At 33.8% G+C, this 20373-nt stretch carries 28 protein-coding genes; all 28 read left to right on the top strand.

Annotated elements, in window-relative coordinates; genetic code table 11:
- Nucleotides 1-8 precede the first annotated feature (8 nt).
- The 28 genes from ACHAJD_RS04405 (at nt 9) to secE (ending at nt 20373) form a co-directional block, all read left to right on the top strand.
- On the top strand, nt 9-656 hold the full coding sequence (locus tag ACHAJD_RS04405) for an adenylate kinase (RefSeq protein WP_435584659.1): 648 nt from the start codon (nt 9-11) through the stop codon (nt 654-656).
- Nucleotides 656-1405 (top strand): type I methionyl aminopeptidase, encoded by a 750-nt coding sequence (map, locus tag ACHAJD_RS04410; RefSeq protein ID WP_435584660.1) that lies wholly within the window; start codon nt 656-658, stop codon nt 1403-1405. Before ACHAJD_RS04405 ends, map begins: the two co-directional genes overlap by 1 nt.
- A gap of 12 nt (nt 1406-1417) precedes the next feature.
- The gene (gene infA / locus ACHAJD_RS04415) at nt 1418-1636 is read left to right on the top strand and encodes a translation initiation factor IF-1 (RefSeq protein WP_435584661.1); all 219 of its coding nucleotides are present in this window, start codon (nt 1418-1420) and stop codon (nt 1634-1636) included.
- A 31-nt stretch (nt 1637-1667) separates the two neighbouring features.
- A complete protein-coding gene (gene rpmJ, locus ACHAJD_RS04420; RefSeq protein WP_022299089.1) occupies nt 1668-1781 on the top strand; it encodes a 50S ribosomal protein L36 in 114 nt (37 codons plus the stop codon).
- A gap of 14 nt (nt 1782-1795) precedes the next feature.
- Nucleotides 1796-2161, top strand: coding sequence for a 30S ribosomal protein S13 (gene rpsM, locus ACHAJD_RS04425; RefSeq protein WP_435584662.1), 366 nt, complete (start codon nt 1796-1798; stop codon nt 2159-2161).
- A 12-nt stretch (nt 2162-2173) separates the two neighbouring features.
- Nucleotides 2174-2560 carry a 30S ribosomal protein S11 gene (rpsK, locus tag ACHAJD_RS04430; RefSeq protein ID WP_435584663.1) on the top strand — a complete coding sequence of 129 codons (387 nt, stop codon included), beginning with the start codon at nt 2174-2176 and terminating at the stop codon, nt 2558-2560.
- A gap of 30 nt (nt 2561-2590) precedes the next feature.
- The gene (locus ACHAJD_RS04435; protein WP_435584664.1) at nt 2591-3538 is read left to right on the top strand and encodes a DNA-directed RNA polymerase subunit alpha; all 948 of its coding nucleotides are present in this window, start codon (nt 2591-2593) and stop codon (nt 3536-3538) included.
- A gap of 12 nt (nt 3539-3550) precedes the next feature.
- Nucleotides 3551-3913 (top strand): 50S ribosomal protein L17, encoded by a 363-nt coding sequence (rplQ, locus tag ACHAJD_RS04440; RefSeq protein WP_435584665.1) that lies wholly within the window; start codon nt 3551-3553, stop codon nt 3911-3913.
- A 97-nt stretch (nt 3914-4010) separates the two neighbouring features.
- Entirely contained in the window at nt 4011-4817 is an 807-nt protein-coding gene (locus ACHAJD_RS04445) for an energy-coupling factor transporter ATPase (RefSeq protein WP_435584666.1), read from the top strand.
- Entirely contained in the window at nt 4793-5656 is an 864-nt protein-coding gene (locus ACHAJD_RS04450) for an energy-coupling factor transporter ATPase (protein ID WP_435584667.1), read from the top strand. The genes ACHAJD_RS04445 and ACHAJD_RS04450 overlap by 25 nt, the downstream gene beginning before the upstream one ends.
- Nucleotides 5653-6618, top strand: coding sequence for an energy-coupling factor transporter transmembrane component T family protein (locus ACHAJD_RS04455; protein WP_435584668.1), 966 nt, complete (start codon nt 5653-5655; stop codon nt 6616-6618). The genes ACHAJD_RS04450 and ACHAJD_RS04455 overlap by 4 nt, the downstream gene beginning before the upstream one ends.
- Before the next feature lies 1 nt (nt 6619).
- Nucleotides 6620-7624, top strand: coding sequence for a tRNA pseudouridine(38-40) synthase TruA (gene truA / locus ACHAJD_RS04460; protein ID WP_435584669.1), 1005 nt, complete (start codon nt 6620-6622; stop codon nt 7622-7624).
- A 141-nt stretch (nt 7625-7765) separates the two neighbouring features.
- Entirely contained in the window at nt 7766-8386 is a 621-nt protein-coding gene (tmk, locus tag ACHAJD_RS04465) for a dTMP kinase (RefSeq protein ID WP_435584670.1), read from the top strand.
- A 13-nt stretch (nt 8387-8399) separates the two neighbouring features.
- Entirely contained in the window at nt 8400-9395 is a 996-nt protein-coding gene (gene holB, locus ACHAJD_RS04470) for a DNA polymerase III subunit delta' (RefSeq protein WP_435584671.1), read from the top strand.
- Entirely contained in the window at nt 9385-10236 is an 852-nt protein-coding gene (locus ACHAJD_RS04475; RefSeq protein ID WP_435584672.1) for a PSP1 domain-containing protein, read from the top strand. The genes holB and ACHAJD_RS04475 overlap by 11 nt, the downstream gene beginning before the upstream one ends.
- A complete protein-coding gene (locus ACHAJD_RS04480) occupies nt 10220-10966 on the top strand; it encodes a tRNA1(Val) (adenine(37)-N6)-methyltransferase (protein WP_435584673.1) in 747 nt (248 codons plus the stop codon). Before ACHAJD_RS04475 ends, ACHAJD_RS04480 begins: the two co-directional genes overlap by 17 nt.
- 4 nt (nt 10967-10970) lie before the next feature.
- Nucleotides 10971-11828 carry a 16S rRNA (cytidine(1402)-2'-O)-methyltransferase gene (gene rsmI / locus ACHAJD_RS04485; RefSeq protein ID WP_435584674.1) on the top strand — a complete coding sequence of 286 codons (858 nt, stop codon included), beginning with the start codon at nt 10971-10973 and terminating at the stop codon, nt 11826-11828.
- A gap of 14 nt (nt 11829-11842) precedes the next feature.
- Nucleotides 11843-13774, top strand: coding sequence for a methionine--tRNA ligase (gene metG, locus ACHAJD_RS04490; protein WP_435584675.1), 1932 nt, complete (start codon nt 11843-11845; stop codon nt 13772-13774).
- Nucleotides 13775-13895: 121 nt separating this feature from the next.
- On the top strand, nt 13896-14330 hold the full coding sequence (gene rplM / locus ACHAJD_RS04495; RefSeq protein WP_435584676.1) for a 50S ribosomal protein L13: 435 nt from the start codon (nt 13896-13898) through the stop codon (nt 14328-14330).
- 10 nt (nt 14331-14340) lie between these two features.
- The gene (gene rpsI, locus ACHAJD_RS04500; protein ID WP_435584677.1) at nt 14341-14736 is read left to right on the top strand and encodes a 30S ribosomal protein S9; all 396 of its coding nucleotides are present in this window, start codon (nt 14341-14343) and stop codon (nt 14734-14736) included.
- 93 nt (nt 14737-14829) lie between these two features.
- Nucleotides 14830-16257, top strand: coding sequence for a glutamate--tRNA ligase (gltX, locus tag ACHAJD_RS04505; protein WP_435584678.1), 1428 nt, complete (start codon nt 14830-14832; stop codon nt 16255-16257).
- Nucleotides 16258-16370: 113 nt separating this feature from the next.
- Entirely contained in the window at nt 16371-16568 is a 198-nt protein-coding gene (locus tag ACHAJD_RS04510) for a cold-shock protein (RefSeq protein WP_435584679.1), read from the top strand.
- 113 nt (nt 16569-16681) lie between these two features.
- Nucleotides 16682-18019: a cysteine--tRNA ligase gene (gene cysS / locus ACHAJD_RS04515; RefSeq protein ID WP_435584680.1), complete on the top strand. Its 1338-nt coding sequence runs from the start codon at nt 16682-16684 to the stop codon at nt 18017-18019.
- Nucleotides 18016-18381, top strand: coding sequence for a Mini-ribonuclease 3 (locus ACHAJD_RS04520; RefSeq protein WP_435584681.1), 366 nt, complete (start codon nt 18016-18018; stop codon nt 18379-18381). The genes cysS and ACHAJD_RS04520 overlap by 4 nt, the downstream gene beginning before the upstream one ends.
- A 93-nt stretch (nt 18382-18474) precedes the next feature.
- Entirely contained in the window at nt 18475-19179 is a 705-nt protein-coding gene (gene rlmB / locus ACHAJD_RS04525; protein ID WP_435584682.1) for a 23S rRNA (guanosine(2251)-2'-O)-methyltransferase RlmB, read from the top strand.
- A 3-nt stretch (nt 19180-19182) separates the two neighbouring features.
- The gene (locus ACHAJD_RS04530; RefSeq protein WP_435584683.1) at nt 19183-19728 is read left to right on the top strand and encodes a sigma-70 family RNA polymerase sigma factor; all 546 of its coding nucleotides are present in this window, start codon (nt 19183-19185) and stop codon (nt 19726-19728) included.
- Nucleotides 19729-19785: 57 nt separating this feature from the next.
- Complete coding sequence (rpmG, locus tag ACHAJD_RS04535) at nt 19786-19932, top strand: 50S ribosomal protein L33 (protein ID WP_435584684.1); 147 nt, start codon at nt 19786-19788, stop codon at nt 19930-19932.
- Nucleotides 19933-19944: 12 nt separating this feature from the next.
- The gene (secE, locus tag ACHAJD_RS04540; RefSeq protein ID WP_435584685.1) at nt 19945-20373 is read left to right on the top strand and encodes a preprotein translocase subunit SecE; all 429 of its coding nucleotides are present in this window, start codon (nt 19945-19947) and stop codon (nt 20371-20373) included.

The raw sequence follows: 20373 nt of genomic DNA on the forward strand, positions 1-20373 counted from the left end.
GTTATGTCTTGAAAATTTTACTCATGGGGCCCCCAGGTGCTGGTAAAGGTAGTCAATCTGCCAAACTAGTAGAAGAATTTCAGTTAACAAATATTTCAACAGGTGAAATGTTTCGTGAATCATTTAGAAACAATGAACCCCTTGGAATAGAAGCAATGAAGTATATCGATAAAGGCAATTTAGTCGCGGATGATATAACGAATGAAATTGTTCGTAAACGTCTCTTACGTGAAGATGCAGAACGCTGTTTTTTACTTGATGGTTATCCGCGTACAGTTGCACAAGCAGAAGCACTTGATGAGATGCTCAATCAAATGAACTCTAAACTAACAGCGGTTATCAACATTACTGTCGATAAAGAAGCAATTTTAGAGCGCATGGTTGGAAGACGTGTTTGTAAAAAGTGTGGACTAAGCTATCATCTATCATTTAAACCACCCAAACAAGATGGGGTTTGTGATGAATGTGGTGGCGAGTTATATCAAAGAACAGATGATCAATTAAGCTCAGTTAAAAATCGTTTAGATATATATGAAAATAAAACGAAACCAATTATTGAGTATTATAAAAATCGAGGCATTTTAAAAAATGTTGACGGGATGCAATCTTTCGATGAAGTTTATCAGGATATCAAAAAAGCTTTAGGTGAAGCTTAATGATTACCATTAAATCAAACCGAGAAATTAAGTTTATGCGAGAAGCTGGACGAATAGTCGCTTTAGCGCATGAAACGATAAAAGATATGATTAGACCCGGAATCTCGACTTATGATATTGATCAAATCGTCGAAAAGGTTATACGTGAACATAACGCTACCCCTTCATTTAAAGGTTACGGAGGTTTCCCCGGCAGTGCTTGTACTTCAATTAACGAAGAAGTCGTACACGGAATACCATCTAAAAACCGAATTCTTAAAGATGGCGATATTATCAAAGTAGATATAGGTGCAAACTACAAGGGATACCACGGCGATTCAGCTTGGACATATCCTGTAGGAAAAATTTCAGAAAAAGCTCAAAAATTACTAGAAGTAACCGAAGCATCACTGTTTGAGGGACTGAAATACGCAAGAAGCGGTAACCGATTATCTGATATATCGCACGCCATTCAAACCTATGCAGAGTCACAAGGATTTAGCATTGTTCGCGAATTTGTAGGACATGGAATCGGAAAAAACTTACACGAAGACCCACAGATTCCAAACTATGGACTACCAAATAAAGGCACTATACTTAAACCAGGTATGACCTTAGCTATTGAGCCAATGGTCAATGTTGGAAGAAAAGAAGTAAAAGTGTTAGAGGATCAATGGACCGCTGTCACAGTTGATGGTGCCTACAGTGCTCATTATGAACACACGATCCTCATTACAGAAGAAGAATGTATACTTCTAACCGTGTTATAAGGAGGAATCATCATGGCAAAAGAAGATAAAATTGAACTTGAAGGTAAAGTTGTTGAAGCGTTACCAAATACACAGTTTTTAGTAGAATTAGAAAACGGTCATCAAATATTAGCGCACGTTTCGGGTAAAATCCGTATGTATTACATACGCATCTTACCTGGGGATAAAGTCACGGTTGAATTATCACCATACGACTTAACACGTGGGCGTATAACCTACAGACATAAATAAAGATTGAAAGCTCCAAAGGAGGAAATTAATAATGAAAGTAAGACCATCAGTAAAGAAAATTTGTGATAAATGTAAAGTGATAAAACGCAAGGGCAAAGTAATGGTCATTTGCGAAAATCCAAAGCATAAACAAAGACAAGGTTAATAGGAGGTGCACACATGGCACGTATTTCTGGTGTAGATATCCCAAGAGATAAACGCGTAGTTATCGCATTAACATATGTATACGGAATTGGGAATACCATATCAAAACAAATTTTAGAAGCTGCTGAAGTTTCTGAAGATACACGCGTAAAAGATTTAACCGAAGAAGAATTAGTACGCATAAGAAGTGAAGTCGCTAAAGTGAAAACAGAAGGTGACTTAAGACGAGAAGTTTCTCTAAACATCAAACGATTACAAGAAATTGGTTCATATAGAGGAATGCGTCATCGTAGAGGGCTACCAACACGTGGACAAAATACACGTAACAATTCACGTACCCGTAAAGGGCCACGTAAAACAGTAGCTAATAAGAAGAAATAGGAGGAAATTAATATGGCACGTAAAACAAGAACTAAACGTCGCGTAAGAAAAAACATTCCTTCCGGAGTCGCGCATATTCATTCGACTTTTAATAATACAATTATTACAATTACGGATCCTAGCGGAAATGCTATCGCTTGGACAAGTTCAGGCGCTCTCGGATTCAAAGGAAGCCGTAAATCAACTCCATATGCTGCACAAATCGCAAGCGAAGCTTGTGCTAAAGCTGCAATGGAACACGGGATGCAAAGAGTAGAAGTTTCTGTAAAAGGACCAGGACCTGGTCGTGAAGCTGCAATTCGTTCATTACAAACCGCGGGATTAGAAATTACTTCAATTAAGGATGTAACACCAGTCCCTCATAACGGATGTCGTCCACCAAAACGACCTCGTGGCTAGTTTTGAAATTAAACAAGGGAGGTTGTTAAATTGAAAGACTTAAAATTCGAAAAACCGGATACAAGAATTATTGAGACTGATGATTTTCGTGGTAAATTCGAAATCAGCCCACTAGAGCGCGGATATGGAATTACTATAGGAAATTCATTACGCAGAATCTTATTATCAAGTTTACCAGGATCTGCAATTATTAACTGCCAAATTGACGGCGTACAACATGAATTTTCCGCAATCGAAGGCGTTGTCGAAGATGTTACAACCATCGTACTTAATCTAAAAGATGTGGTGCTCTCTATTGATAGTGATGATCCTGATGTAGAGAAAAAGCTAGAAATTAGTGTTGAAGGCCCACACACGATTACGGCTAAAGATATTATTCACGATAATGATGTAACCATTATCAATGAAGACCAACACATCGCAACGGTTACAAAAGGATCATTTAAAATGACAATGACTGCAAGACGCGGAATTGGTTATGTTAGTGCAGAGAAAAACAAAGCCTTTAACCGTGTTGTTGGCGTGATTCCAATTGATAGTATCTATACACCAGTACAACGCGTTAAATACGATGTTGAAAAAACACGTCATGACGATGTTGCTGACTTAGATAAATTAATCGTTGAACTTGAAACAAATGGTAGCCTATCACCAAAAGAAGCACTGGGTATGGCTGCTAAAATGCTAATCAATCATTTAGAAGTCGTAGTTGAACTTTCAGAAAAAGCGAAAGAAGAAGACTATATGGTTGAAAGAGAGTCTGAACAAAACTCTCAAATCTTAGAAATGCAAATCGAAGATCTTGATCTATCTGTAAGAAGCTATAATTGTTTAAAACGCGCAGGGATTCATACCGTAGATGAACTTACTCACAAAACTGAAGAAGACATGATGAAAGTTCGTAATCTAGGTAAAAAATCACTCAAAGAAGTTAAACAAAAGCTTGAAGATCTCGGTCTATCACTTGCAAGACATTAATAGGAGGTTTTTATGGCTGGATATCGTAAATTAAATCGCAGAAGCGATCAAAGAAAAGCGATGCTTCGTGACTTAGTGACTCAACTCATTATCCATGAACGCATTGAAACGACAGTAACAAAAGCGAAAGAGTTAAGACGCCTTGTTGAAAAAATGGTAACCTTAGGTAAGAAAAATACCTTAGCATCAAGAAGACAAGCTGCTGAAACTGTACGCTTTTTAGATGTAACCGAAGATCAAAACGCTTTACAAAAGTTGTTTTCTGATATAGCACCACGCTTTCAAGAACGCGCCGGAGGATACACAAGAATTATGAAACTTGGACCTCGTCGCGGAGACGGTGTGGAAATGGCTATCATCGAATTTGTCGAATAATTAAAATGCGAGCTTGCTCGCATTTTTCTTTTATACGATTTCATCGCAATTTAACTCAACATTTGATATAATAAAGAAGGTTTCAAGGAGTGATTACATGAACATCATAGAGATAAAAAACTTGAACTTTCACTATACCCAAGATAAACCAGTTTTAAAAGATATTAACCTTACTATAAGAAAAGGTGAGTGGATATCAATCTTAGGGCATAACGGAAGTGGAAAATCGACTTTATCTAAACTTATCATAGGCTTATTAAAAGCAAAATCAGGAGATATCTATATCGATGATATTCTTTTATCTTACGAAACAGTTTATGATATTAGAAAAAAAGTAGGTATTGTTTTCCAAAATCCAGACAATCAATTTGTCGGTGTCACCGTTAGAGATGACATCGCTTTTGGTCTAGAAAATTTACAAGTTCCACGAGAAGAAATGATTGAACGCATTGAAACCTTCGCACATAAAGTAAATATGAGCGAATTTTTAAACAAAGAACCTCACGCACTAAGTGGTGGGCAAAAACAACGTGTTGCTATTGCAGGTATTTTAGCAATGAACACAGATATTATAATATTTGATGAAGCCACATCAATGCTAGATCCTAAAGGACGTCGCATGATTTTAAACTATATGCAACAACTCAGTAATGAAGGTAAAACCATTATCACCATCACACACGATATGAAAGAAGCGGTGTTAAGCGACCGCATTGTGGTATTAAAAAACGGTGAAATATTAAAAGTTGATACATCAGAAAATATATTAAGAGATAAAGAAACACTAGAAAAATCCAATTTAGAACTTCTCCTCCCTTTAAAAATCATGTACAAACTAGAAGAATCAAATATCAATAAAAAAGAGTTAAGGGACTATTTGTGGGCATTAAGTTTGAACGTGTAGATTTCAAATATCACGGCATTGATAATAAAGGGTATTTAGCACTATCCAATGTTAGCTTAAACATTGAAAAAACAGGAGAGTTTATCACACTAATTGGAGAAACTGGTAGCGGAAAAACAACACTTGTCCAGCATATGAATGCTTTACTTACACCAACAGCTGGTCAAGTTGATATACTTGGCATCAAGATAAATAAAGAAGTTGTAAAAAAGAAAAAGGTTAAACTAAATCCAATTAGACAAAAGGTTGGATTAGTTTTCCAGTTTCCAGAATATCAACTCTTTGAAGCAACAGTATTAAAAGACATTATTTTCGGTCCGAAAAACTATGGTGTCGATGAAGCAACGGCAATTAAACGCGCTGAAGAAGTTATTGAAATCGTTGGGTTAGATAAAAGTTACTTAAGTCGCACACCATTTAATTTAAGTGGTGGGGAGAAAAAACGTGTTAGTATTGCTGGTATTTTAGCAATGCAACCAGATATCTTAATTCTTGATGAACCTACAAGCGGTCTTGATCCTGTAGGACGCGACGAGTTATTAAAAGTATTCTTTGATATTCATCAAAAATTAAATAAAACTGTCATTATTATTACGCACGATATGAACACCGTTTATTCTTATGCAAAACGTGTTTTAGTTATGAGAGATTCTTATTTAGTATATGATGGTAATCCTATGTCACTATTCACGAGTAAAAATATAGATTCATGGAACCTTGATGTACCCGATTTACTTCAATTAACAAGGTTAATCGAGCAAAAATTTCATGTAAAATTTCCTAAAAATCCACGCTCTCAAGAAGAGTTAGTAGCACTTATTGAGGAGGGATTGGCATGAAAAACATTGTAATTGGACGTTTTATTCCAGGGAATAGTTTCCTTTATAAAATGGATCCAAGAACCAAAATTATTGCACTCATTATTTTGATGGTTGCAGCCTTTATGATAGGGACATTTACACAAATGTTTATCGGAATGATGATTATATTATTTATATTAATTATTGGTAGAATTAGTGTAAAACGCGTTTATTTAGGACTGAGACCTTTAATGTTTTTACTATTTTTCACTTTTTCATTTCAAATTTTCTTCAATACTCAAGGTGAAATCGTATTTGATTATGCTTTAAATTATTCCATTCTTAATTTCTTACTAGTCGGTGCAATAATCTTTATATGGATAGTCACTAAAAAATATATTAAACTTAAACTCATTTATTTCTTGTTTACAGTATTTATATCATTTTATGTGCTCATAAACTTAGAGTTAGGTGATGTTTATAGAGTGGGCCAATTCACCGTTTATGAACAAGGTCTAGAAACCGCGTTTTTTATCATGATGCGTTTAATCATAATCGTTACACTCTCAACGATACTAACACTCACCACAAAGCCAACGGATTTAAACTTAGGATTAGAAGCTGTATTAAAACCTCTCAAGTATGTTCGCGTTAATACTGAGGAAATGGCAATGATTATAGCCCTTAGCTTGCGCTACATTCCTACGCTTTTAGACGAAGCCAATAAAATTATGCTTGCACAAGCTAGCCGCGGTGTAGATTTTACTGAAGGTAAATTAAAAGATAAAGTCATGCAAATTATCTCCTTACTTATACCAATGTTTATTATTTCCTTTAAACGAAGTGATGAACTAGCCGATGCAATGGAAGCACGCTCTTTTGTACCGGGGAAAATGCGAACAAGATTGCACTTACTAACATGGACAGCGATTGATACATTTACGATTATTTTTAGTATTGCGATGTTAACATTAACCATTGTATTAAGGGTGGTGTACTAATATGATTGAACAACTTATAAATACTCAAAACATAAGCGATTTAGAGCATCTTTTAGATGTACAAATCGCTTTAAAAATACCAGGAAAAGAATCGATTTTTACGAAAGATAATGTTGTAGAAACATTAAGTAAGTATAGAAATATTATCGTAAATGACGTTAGTTATTATTTAAGTTACTACTTAGTGTACTTTGATTACAACGATCAAAACTATATCGCTAAATTAAAAACAAACCACGATTTAATTAGGTCCATTTATGTTGAAAAATTACGAACTAATAGTAGGCGCATTCGGCTAGATATTTCCTATGATGGCAGTCAGTACAGTGGTTCACAGCGTCAACTAAACGCCTCTACAGTTCAAGAAACACTAGAAGGGTGCTTAAACAATCTACTTAAAGATTCCATTCAGCTACAAAGTGCCTCACGCACTGATAAAGGTGTCCACGCGTTGCATCAAGTGATACATTTCGATACCGTAAACCCACTACCCACACATAAAATTAAATCTTTGCTCAATACAATGTTAGATGAGGCTATCTATGTTATAAAAGCAGAAGATGTTCCGCAAGTTTTTCATGCACGATATGATGTTGTAGATAAAACATATGTTTATAAAATTAGCCACATAAAAGATCCATTCAAATCAAAATACACCTATTATCATAAAATGATTGATTTAAACACATTAAATGAAAATATAAGTGTTTTTCAAGGTAAACATGATTTTAGATCGTTTTCAAAAGCCGTTAATGTAGAAGATACCACAAGAACAATTAAATCAATAAAAGCTTACTACGCATCAGGTCAAACGATTATTGAAATATGTGGGGATGGGTTTTTAAGGAATATGATTAGAATGATGATTGGCCAAGTAATCTACGATATTGACTTTGGAAAAAATACAGTTAAAGAAGCACTTAACCACCCGGATGACTTATCAATGAAACATGTTGCTAAAGCCGAAGGATTATATTTAAAAACCATTAATTATGAGAAACGTTAATGACCGTTTCTCATTTTACTTTTTTAAGCGATTAGGGCTTTTTATAAACCCTTTAATTAAACCGTCTATTTATTAAAATCATATTCAAAAAATGAATGAAATATGCGATAATAGACAAAAGAGATGAAGGAGTGACAACACGTGAAACCAAAATTTATAACTTTTGAAGGACCTGAAGGTTCTGGGAAAACATCTGTCATTAAAGTAGTTGTTGAACAATTACTAAAAATGAATCTACCAATTACAACCACCCGTGAACCTGGTGGCATTAAAATATCCGAACTTATCCGACACATCATTTTAGATGTTGAAAATACAGAAATGGATGCAAGAACAGAAGCACTCCTTTATGCTGCAGCCAGACGTCAACATATGGCAGAAATTATATTGCCTGCATTAGAAAAAGGAAACCATGTTTTATGTGATCGTTTTATTGATTCTAGTTTAGCTTATCAAGGTCATGGAAGAGGCTTAGGTATTGATAAAGTATTTGAAATCAATCGCTTTGCAATTGATGATTGTTTACCAGATTTAACGATTTTTATTGATGTCCCACCGCATATTGGGTTAAAACGCGTTTTTTCAAACGGTAGAAAAGTTGACCGTTTAGATTTAGAAAGCATAGAGTTTCATCAAACCGTTTACGAAGGTTATCATGAAGTAATCAAGCGTTTCCCAGAACGTATTAAAGTTGTTGATGGGACACAACCAATTGAACAAGTAATCGAAAGCGTATTAAACCTCGTACTAAATACAATTTAAAGGTGTGTAAAATATGAATTATGACACATTACGATCTTCTCAAAAAGAAGCGATAAAAATACTTGAAAATAGTTATAAAAATAATCGGTTATCGCACGCTTATATTTTCGAAGGTGAAGCGGGCACAAAGAAATTTGATACCGCGCTTTTTTTTGCGTCTTTACTTCTTTGTCAAAGTGAAACGAATAAACCGTGTGGAAGCTGTCATAATTGCCGTAGAATCAATCATTTGACTCACCCTAATATCTACACCATCAAACCTTCAAAACGCCAAATCGTCAAAGAAGACATCCGTTTGCTTCAAGAAGAGTTTAACAAAACGGCGATTGAAGAAGGTTCTAAAATTTATATAATCGAACAAGCAGATACCATGAATGCTTATGCATCAAATGCATTGCTTAAATTTTTAGAAGAGCCGCATCCTAATATTTATGCTATTTTACTAACATCGGATGCTAAACAACTCTTAACTACAATCCGTTCTAGAAGTCAATTAATTCATTTTAACAACTTACCTTCTAAAGCGATTTACACTGCGTTAATTGAAGACGGATATGAAGAACAACTCGCACGTCTTGCATCGGCTAAAACATCTACAATTACAGAAGCACAAGCTTTTTTATCTATGCCAAATCTATTTGAGTTACTCGATTTGGTTTATGTAATGTATGAACATCTAGCTAATGGAAAATCATTAGTCATTGCCTTCCAAGAAGAGGCGCAAAGTCTTCTTAGATCCACTGAGGATTATATAGCACTTATCGATCTGATGATTTACTATCAAAAAGACATAATTTATGGTAAAATGAACCATTATAAAAAAATGATTTTTAAAGACCAACATGCAATTATAGAATCGATTATACCGTTTAAAAGTAAAGCCATGTTATTAGAGGAATTAGAACTAATGCTTGTGCTTAAAAATAAACTCACACAATATATCAATGAGCGATTAGCGTTTGATAATCTGATGTTGGCATTAGAAAGAAGGATTGAACGTGAAGAATAAAGTTGTAGGCATTCGCTTTAAGACTGCCGGTAAAAAATATTATTTTGATCCCCTCGAGTTTGATTTAAATCCCGGGGATTTTGTTGTAGTTGAAACTGTACGAGGCATTGAACTTGGCGAAGTTATTGAAGCCATGAAAACTATTGATGAAGCAGAACTGATTGCTTCATTAAAACCTGTATTGCGCAAAGCCACTGAAAAAGATATAGAACAAGAAAAAAGAAATAATGAAGAAAATACACTCATTATGAAGGTATGTAAACAGTTAGTTATCAAGCATAAACTTGATATGAAATTACTTGGGACAGAATATACACTTGATAAGAGTAAACTGATTATCTATTTTACGGCTGAGGGTAGAATTGACTTTAGAGATTTAGTTAAGGATTTAGCCAATGAGTTCCGTGTAAGAATTGAGTTAAGACAAGTTGGTGCCCGTGATGGAGCTAAATTCCTAGGTGGCATTGGACCATGTGGTTATTTACTATGTTGTAACACGTTCTTAGGAGAGTTTGAAACGGTCTCGATTAAAATGGCTAAAAATCAAAACTTATCACTAAATCCAACGAATATATCCGGATTATGTGGTAAATTATTATGTTGTATTAGATATGAAGACGATACTTATTACGAGTTCCGTCAAAAGATGCCTAAAATGATGTCTAAAGTAAAAACTGTTGAAGGCATCGGAAAAGTCATTGCATCCAATATTATTGATTTAAGTGTTAAGGTTTTATTTGAAGATAGCGTCATTAGACATTACAAAGTAGATCAACTACTTAAAATCTTTGAATACGATATTCCAAGTAATGGTGACAATGATAATGAAGTCGTTGAATAAAGAAGAAGTTATTAACGATTTATTAGGTTATGATGGGATTAAAATTATTCAAAGACCTGATATGTTTAACTTTTCACTTGATTCAACCTTACTCGCAGATTTTGTGCCACTTAACAGTAAAATTCGGTCTATAATGGATTTTGGAACAGGGTTTGCCCCTATTCCGCTATTTTTATCACTTAGAACAAATATTCCTATTACAGGGATAGAAATTCAAAAAGAAGTTGCAGATTTAGCAAAACGTAATGTTTCACTAAATCACTTAGACCATCAAATCACCATCATCGAAGAGGATATCAAAAATTTACCAAAACGCTTTCCATCAACTTCGATTGATTTAATTACATGCAATCCACCATTTTTTAAATATAAAGCATCCTCAAATATAAACGAATCACCTTTTAAAACTGTTGCGCGTCACGAAGTATTAATCGATTTAGCAACGATTATCAAAGTAGCTAAAACATTATTAAACAACAAAGGCCATTTAGTAATGGTACACCGTGCTGAACGGTTAACAGATATTATTACTTTACTAGAGGCACATAAATTTGCATTAAAACGATTGCGTTTCGTGCATCCGAAAAAAGAAGAATTTGCTAATATGGTATTAATTGATGCTACAAATAATGGATTACCAGGTGTAAAAATATTACCACCACTTTATGTACATGAAAATAATACATACACCGAAGAAATAATGAAAATATTTAATTATGGAAGAAAGTGATTTTATGTATCATCAAAAAAGTTATCATGAAAATAAACCAACACTTTATTTGGTTGCAACGCCCATTGGTAATTTAGAAGATATTACATTAAGAGCACTTAGTATTTTAAAAACCGTAGATTTAATATACGCAGAAGATACTAGAAATAGCGGCCATTTACTTAAGCATTTTGACATAAAAACCCCTATGCATAGTTATCACACCCACAATGAAAAATTAAGAAACGAACAAATTTTAGAGGAGTTAAAAAGTGAAAAAAATATTGCTTTAATTAGCGATGCTGGAACCCCTCTTATTAACGACCCCGGAGAAACACTTGTGCAAGATATTATCAGTGCAGGGTATCCAGTAGTTAGTATACCTGGACCTACGGCATTTTTAACTGCCTTAACAAGTTCTGGTATAAAAAGTCATCCATTTATATTTTATGGCTTCTTGCCACAAAAATCTTCAGCTAGAAAAAAGGCGCTAGAATCGTTAAAAAAATCACCTTATACGTTGATATTTTATGAGGCTCCGCACCGCATCAACGAGACTTTACTTGACTTAAGAACGATATTTAAATCACGCAAAGTTACCCTCGCAAGAGAATTGACTAAACGTTTTGAGGAATATATCCACATTGACTTAGAAACCTTTAATGAGTTCTTAGAACTAAAAGGAGAAATGGTTTTAGTTGTTGAAGGATTTACTGATGACACCGTTGTAACAGAAGGTGACGTCATTAATCATATAGAATTACTTATTCAAGATGGCTTAAGTGAAATGGAAGCCATAAAAAAAGCGGCAAAATCAAGAAACATGAAAAAAAATGATGTTTACATGGCGTATCAAACCCATAAAAAACATTTTCAAGATTAAAGGAGTGACCTTTCATGTCTAAAACATTTTATATTACAACACCAATCTACTATCCAAGTGGAAAATTACATATTGGAAACACGTATACAACAGTGTTATGTGATACTTTAACACGCTATAAAAAGTTACGTGGATTTGATACTTACTACTTAACTGGAATGGATGAACACGGAAAAAAAATCGAAACGGTAGCTTCTGAGAGAAATCTTTCACCTATAGATCATGTAACAGAAATGGCTAATGAAACTAGAGCACTTTGGGACAAACTAAATATCTCTTATGATGATTTTATTCGTACAACAGAAAAACGTCATAAAACGGTAGTTCAAAAAATCTTTGAACAGTTACTTGAACAAGGAGATATTTATCTAGGAACCTATAAAGGTTATTACTGTATGCCTTGCGAATCTTTTTATACTGAGACGCAATTATCTGAAAATCATACTTGTCCAGATTGTGGAAGAGAAACCAGTCAATTAGAAGAAGAAAGTTATTTCTTTAAATTATCAAAGTATCAGAAAAAACTATTACATTTTATTGAAGATAAACCAGATTTTATTACCCCAGAAACAAGAAAAAATGAAGTCATTGCTTTTATTAAACAAGGACTTAATGATTTAAGTGTTTCACGTACAACTTTTGATTGGGGAATTAAAGTTGTATCAAACCCAAAACATGTTGTTTATGTTTGGATTGATGCATTATCTAATTATATTAGCGCATTAGGCTATGGGACAGACCAAGATCAACTTTACCAAAAGTATTGGAATGGTCAAGAAGTCGTCCATGTTGTAGGAAAAGATATTTTAAGATTTCATGCAATATATTGGCCGATTATGTTAATGGCTTTAGATATCCCTGTAAATTTTAAACTACACGCACATGGTTTTTACATGATGAAAGATGGAAAAATGAGTAAATCAAAAGGGTCTGTCATTTATCCAGATGTTGTATTAAAGCATTACGGGCTAGATGAGTTACGCTATTTCTTACTTAGAGAACTTCCTTATGGTGGGGACGGTGTATTTAGTCCAGAAGCGTTTATTGAGCGTATTAACTTCGATTTAGCAAATGACTTTGGGAACTTACTAAATCGTACTATTTCTATGATCAATAAATATTTTGAAGGGACCATCTCAGGATTCCACGGAGACCAAACAGAGTTTGATCAAGATTTACAAAATACGATTACTGATGTCGTTTTACAATATAAAAACAATATGAATACATTAAAATTATCTTTAGCCCTTCAAGAAGTATGGCGTTTGATTTCACGTACAAATAAATACATTGACGAAACTATGCCGTGGGTCTTAGCAAAAGATGAAGCAAATAAAGATAAATTAGAAACTGTGTTATATCATCTAGCAGAATCTTTACGTCATATTGGTATCTTATTAAAACCCATTTTATTAGATGCTGCACCAGCATTATTTAAACAACTTAATGTCCCTGACAATCTTACTACTTGGGACGCACTTGAGTTTGGTGTACAAAAGGAATATCAAGTAATTAAAAAACCAATTCCACTCTTCCCTAGACTTGACGTAGAAGAAGAAGTAGAAAAACTTAAGAAAATTATTCAAGGTAAAGAAGAAATAGATGAAAAAGAGATAACCATTGAAGAAATAACCATTGAAGATTTTGTAAAACTAGATTTACGCATCGGTGAAATTATTCATTGTGAAGTACATCCAGATGCGGATAAATTATTAGTATCTAAAATAGATATAGGTAAAGGCAAAATTCGTCAAATCGTCTCAGGCATTGCTAAGCATTACGAACCAAAAGATTTAATAGGTAAAAAAGTCGTAGTAGTAACAAACTTAAAACCAGTGAAATTAAGAGGCGTTTTAAGTGAAGGGATGCTACTAGCAGGCTCAAATAAGAACACTTTAGAAGTTTTAACAACAGAAAAATTAAGTGCTGGAGACATCGTAAAATAATCGCTAAAAAAAACCACAAATAATTTGACAAACACGTGCTTTTAAGCTATTATATATGACGGTACATTTTTACAAAACTCCAAGCCCTATTATTATAATATAATTAGGAGGCTATCAAGCTATGAAAACATATATGGCAAACAATCAAACGGTAGAACGTAAATGGTTTGTAATTGATGCTGCAGGACAAAGACTTGGGCGCTTATCAACCGAAGTTGCTGTTATCTTACGCGGTAAACACAAACCAACATTCACGCCGCACGTAGACTGTGGAGACTACGTGATCGTAATTAACGCAAAACAAATCGAGTTAACCGGTAACAAATGGGATGACAAAAAATACTACACGCATTCTCAATATCCAGGTGGATTAAGAGAAACTACAGCAAAAGTAATGAATCAAAAACACCCAGAACGTATTATTGAATTTGCAATCAAAGGTATGCTACCAAAAGGAAGACTAGGACGTCAAATGTACAAGAAACTCTTTGTGTATGCTGAAGAATCGCATCCACATGCAGCTCAAAAACCTGAAGTTTTAGAGCTTAAAGGCTAAGGAGGCTATTATGGCTAAACAAGTTATGTACCGTGGAACCGGTCGTAGAAAAAGTTCCGTTGCACGTGTTATGTTAACACCTGGAACAGGGAAGTTTACCATCAATGGTAGAACATTTGAAGATTATATTCCTTCTGCAGCTACACGTCTAGACGTGTCACAACCTTTTGATTTAACAAATAGCGCAAAATCATTCGATACCAATGTAAATGTTTATGGTGGAGGAATCACCGGCCAAGCTGGTGCAATCCGCTTAGGAATTACTAGAGCATTACTAGAAGTCAACCCAGATTATCGTCCAACATTAAAAGCGGCAGGGCTCATTACTCGTGACCCACGTGAAACAGAACGTAAAAAATACGGTCTTAAAAAAGCACGTCGCGCACCACAATTTAGCAAGCGTTAAGAGCAATAAAAAAGCACAATTATTTGTGCTTTTTTTATAGATTGAATTTTGAACAAATCATACTATAATAGAATATGATGAGGAGGCGTTAAAATGAAAGTTAGAGTACGCTATGCACCAAGTCCAACCGGACACTTACATATAGGTAACGCAAGAACGGCACTATTTAATTATTTATTTGCAAAAAAATATGAGGGTGACTTCATTGTTCGTATTGAAGATACAGATATAGCAAGAAATGTTGAAACAGGTGTTGATTCTCAAATGGCTTATCTTAAATGGTTAGGCATTGATTGGGATGAGTCAATTGATAAAGATGGTGGTTATGGACCTTATAGTCAGCTTGAACGCCTTGATTTATATAGAAAATATACCGATATTTTATTAGAAAATGGCTTAGCCTATAAATGTTATTGTACCTCAGAAGAACTTACTGAAGAACGGGAAGCACAAATCGCACGTGGAGATGATCAATTTCATTATTCCAGAAAATGTTTAGGACTGCCAGAACAAGACAAACCATTTACCATTCGATTTAAAGTACCTGAAAATAAGCAATACACATTTAATGACATGGTAAAAGGTGAAGTAACATTTAGTTCTGATGATGTTGGTGACTGGGTTATGATGAAACAAAACGGGATTCCAACTTACAACTTCGCATGTGTAGTAGATGATTATTTAATGGAAATATCTCATGTATTACGTGGTGAAGATCATATTACGAATACACCAAAACAACTTATGGTGTTTGACGCCTTTAATTGGCGATATCCCACTTATGGACATATGACTTTAATTGTAAACGAAAACAATAAAAAACTCTCAAAACGTGATGAATCTATTCTTCAATTTATTGAACAGTATAAAGCATTAGGGTATTTACCTGAGGCATTATTTAATTTCATTACTTTACTCGGCTGGAGTCCTAAAGAAGAAGGAGAAATATTTACTAAGAGTGAATTTATAACTATGTTTGATGAATCACGTCTATCAAAAAGCCCAGCAAAATTTGATAAAGATAAATTAGCTTATATTAATAATCGATACATCAAGCAATTGTCACTTGAAGATACCATCAGTTTATGTCGTCCCTTCTTAGATTCAGCACAAATCGGAATCGATCAAGAAGATAGTTGGTTTGAAAGTTTAATTGGTGTGTTTAAAGACCGTCTTAGTTATGGACAAGAAATTGTAAAACTCTATCATGATTTCTTTGACCAAGCGTTCACTTTAGACTCTGAAGAAAAATCTTTCATGAAACAAGAGGGTGTTGTAAATCTAATCGAAATATTTAAAACGAAAATTATTGAAACATCTACATTAAACCCAGAATCTTTAAAAGAACTCATTAAAGAAAGTGGGAAACTCACAAATATGAAAGGCAAAATGCTTTTTATGCCGATACGTATTGCGGTAAGTGGAGCAATGCATGGTCCAGAATTACCACAAATGATGCATCTAATGGGAAAAAATAGATTACTTGAAAATCTAGATAAAACACTAGACCTTATTAAGTAAACTAACACCTAAAGGCTTTTAAAAAGCCCTGTTAAGCGAAAAATATTTGCATTTTAAAATAAAACCGTGTATAATTTACACTATCAATTAAAAAGAAGGAGATTTTGTTTTACATGACTGGAACAGTAAAATGGTTTAATTCAGAAAAAGGCTACGGATTTATTACCACTGAAGAAGGACAAGACATTTTTGTTCACTATAGCGCTATTACCGCTGAAGGGTTCAAAACATTAAATGAAGGAGATCAAGTTCAGTTCGAAGTAACTGAAGGAGATCGTGGACCTCAAGCTTCTAACGTAGAAAAACTTTAATGAATTAACTAAAAACAGGCTCTTGCCTGTTTTTTTCATGAATAACATTATCTATAAAACCTCGAATTATGATACAATTAATGTGAAAATAACTAAGAAACAGGTGAAAACACATGAAAATATTTAATACACTAACAAACACACTAGAAACTTTTAAGCCTATTCATAAAAACACTGTAAATATGTATGTGTGTGGGCCAACTGTTTATAATTATATCCAAATCGGAAATGCTAGACCGGTTATTTTCTTTGATGTGGTTAGACGTTATTTCGAATATAAAGGCTACACCGTTAATTTCGTGTCTAATTTTACAGATGTCGATGACAAAATAATCACAAAAGCAATCGAAGATGAAACGACTGAAAAAGTTATTGCTGAAAAATTTATTCAAGCATTTTATGAAGACGTAGAACGTGTTGGAAGTTCAACAAAATATCTGGCGCCACGTGTTACTGAATATATGAGCTCCATTATTCATTACATTGAACAACTTATTAATAAAGATTTTGCCTATAGTATTGATGGTGATGTTTATTTTAGAGTAAGCAAAATTAAAGACTATGGTATTTTATCGGGAAGAAAGATTGATGAACTTCAATCAGGTTCTCGTATTGAAGTTAATACCAAAAAAGAAAATCCACTTGATTTTACATTATGGAAAACTACTGATGTAGGCATCAAATATCCATCACCTTGGGGTGAAGGACGTCCCGGTTGGCACACTGAATGTGTGGCAATGATTGAGGATATTTTTGGTGGTAAAATCGATATTCATGGTGGAGGTCAAGATTTAATGTTTCCACATCACGAAAATGAAATAGCCCAACATCAAGCACTTCATCAAGAAGTTGTGGCTAATTATTGGATGCACAATGGGTTTTTAAATATTGATAACAAAAAAATGTCTAAAAGTGATAACAATTATATCTTTGTTAAAGATTTAGATACCGATTATATGGGATTTAGACTCTTTACACTAAGCACTCATTACCGTGCCCCTATTAACTATACAGATGAAGCATTAAAACATTATGTTACTGAATGGGACAAACTAAAACGCACCTATTCTCAAGCGTTTTATGCACTTGATTTAGCGGAATATTTAGATGAATCGGTCGAAGAAAATGATGATTTAAAAAAGATTAGAGAAGCATTTGAAACCGCACTAGATCAAGATTTCAATACAGCTAATGCCATTACAGAACTTCAAAATCTAGCCAAGTATACCAATCAAAAAGTACGTCAAAAAGATGGGTTTGATGCCCTCTTAGCGTCGCTTAATTTATTCGAAGATTTCTTTGAAGTGTTAGGACTAAAACCAGGGGTATCACGAATGAGTAAAGCTACCCGCTCAATCTACATGGAATGGGCTGATGCACGTAAGAATAAAGACTTTGATAAGGCAGATCGTTTAAGAGATGCATTAACAGAAAAAGGTGTTCTATCTTGACTCAATATAATGGACAAACCCTTGCTTATTTAGGTGATGCAATATACGAATTACTAGTCAGAGAATATTTACTTTCTAAAGGCATTACTAAACCAATTAATTTACATGATGAAGCAGTTAAATACACATGCGCTGAAGGTCAGTACAAACGTTTATCAATCATAGAACATAACTTAACTGAAGAAGAGTTAAGCGTTTTAAAACGTGGTCGAAATGGAAACATTTCAAGAAAAGCACGAAATGTTGATTTAAAAACATACCAGTATGCAACAGGCTTAGAAGCATTATTTGGATATTTATATTTAGATAATAATATGGATAGAATTAGAGAGCTATTCAATTTAATGACTGCGAACGACTAAACACTGCAGTCATTTTAAGTGGGAAAATCTTTACTTTTTATCAAACCGATTTAGACTAAAACTATGCTACAATAAATTTGTGAGGTGCATTGTATGGCGATATTAATCCATGGTAAAAATCCTGTTAACGAAGCAATTAAAGCAAGCCGAAAAATTTATGAACTTTATGTTTTGGAAAACCATGATCAAGAAATTATTTCATCACTTGATGTAAGAAATATCAAAGTAAAAAAGTTAAATAAACAAAAGATGAATCAAATGTTTCCTCCAGTACATCAAGGGATTGGGGCATTGGTTGCCGATTATGAAACCATGACACTAGAAAAGTCGTTAGCTCAAGCAGGTAGTAAACTATATATTATGCTTGATTCTGTAGAAGACCCACACAATCTAGGCGCTATATTACGCAGTGCAGATGCATTTGGTGTAACAGGAGTTATTATTCCAAAACACCGTAGTGCACAAATCACACCAACAGTAGTTAAAGTATCTTCAGGTGCGATTGAATATGTTGATATTATCAGCGTAACGAACCTGAATCAAGCGATTAAAACATTAAAAGAACATAATGTTTGGGTAGTTGGGACCGATTTAGAAACCAATCAAACTTTAGATGCTATTCATGTGGATACAGACTTATGTATCGTACTAGGTAGTGAAGGCAAAGGCCTTAGTCGACTAATAAAAGAAAACTGTGATTATACTGTTAAGATACCAATGGTAGGGCATGTGAATAGTTTAAATGTTAGTGTCTCATGTGGTATTATTTTACAAGATATTGTAAGACGAAAGGGTTAAGTTATGAAGAAATATCCACTTTACAATGATTATGAGCTTATTAGCCTAATACAAGAAGGGCATGAAGACGCGTTCTCATTCATGGTGGATAAATACTCCAGGTTTATTGCGAAAAAGATTCATAAGTTCAACCTAAATTATGATTATGAAGATTTGTTTCAAGAAAGCTTATTAATTTTACATAAGTCGATTACAAGTTTTGACGAATCATTTAATAAAACATTTACTAAATTTTTAGAACTCAATCTAGAACGGTATTTTATTACCTATATTAGAACTGCAAAATCAAGAAAACATACCCAAGTAACTCATTATCACGAGATTAAAGACTACAATCATCGCATAAAAGAAAATTCAGTTTATTTTTATGCACACCTAGAAGAAATTAAAAAAGTTTTGACAGAACTTGAATATCGTGTTTATATATTAAGAGAGATTAAAAATTATGATATAGAATTTATCTCCGAACAACTCGGAACCTCTTCAAAAACTGTTTATAATTCACTACACCGAGCGAAATCAAAGATAAAGGCGTATTTCAAAGGGTAAACCTTGACAAAAAGGTTTCTTTTTGTTAAATTATATATTTGCAAGGTTGTGAAAAAAATGAGAAAAAAAGTTATCTTAATCTGTGAAGTCTGTTTATCAAGAAATTACACAGTATTAAAGCATAAAGATTCAAAAGAACGATTAACGATGAATAAATTCTGCAAACGATGTGGAAAACATACCGTCCACAAAGAAAGTAAATAGGAGCGTGTCACTATGGTTAAAAAAACTGACGAGAAAAAACAAAGTAAATTACTTGAGATATTAAAAACTGAATACCCTTTTGAAGGTGTATTATTAGGATTCTTAGGAATTTTAGTATTGATTATTGGTGTGTATATTTTCGAAGGACAAGTGCTTGTTATTCGATTAACTTCATTATGGATTTTTAATACACCAACCAAAATTACAATCTTCTCTATCATTGTCATGGTAGTTGGGACAGGTGCAATTGCATTAGCATTTTCTCCATTCTTTATTCCAGGACTTAAAGAAATGAAGCGTGTGACATGGCCAACAAGAAGTTTATTCTTAAACCATACAGCACGTGTACTTGGATTTATAACATTCTTAGGGTTTATGTTCGTGCTTTACGATAGCGTATTAGCACCAATCTTCAGTTGGTTATACGAGATTGGATTCTAA

The organism is Liberiplasma polymorphum, assembly GCF_043951795.1.
Lineage (GTDB): Bacteria > Bacillota_I > Bacilli_A > Izemoplasmatales > Izemoplasmataceae > Liberiplasma > Liberiplasma polymorphum.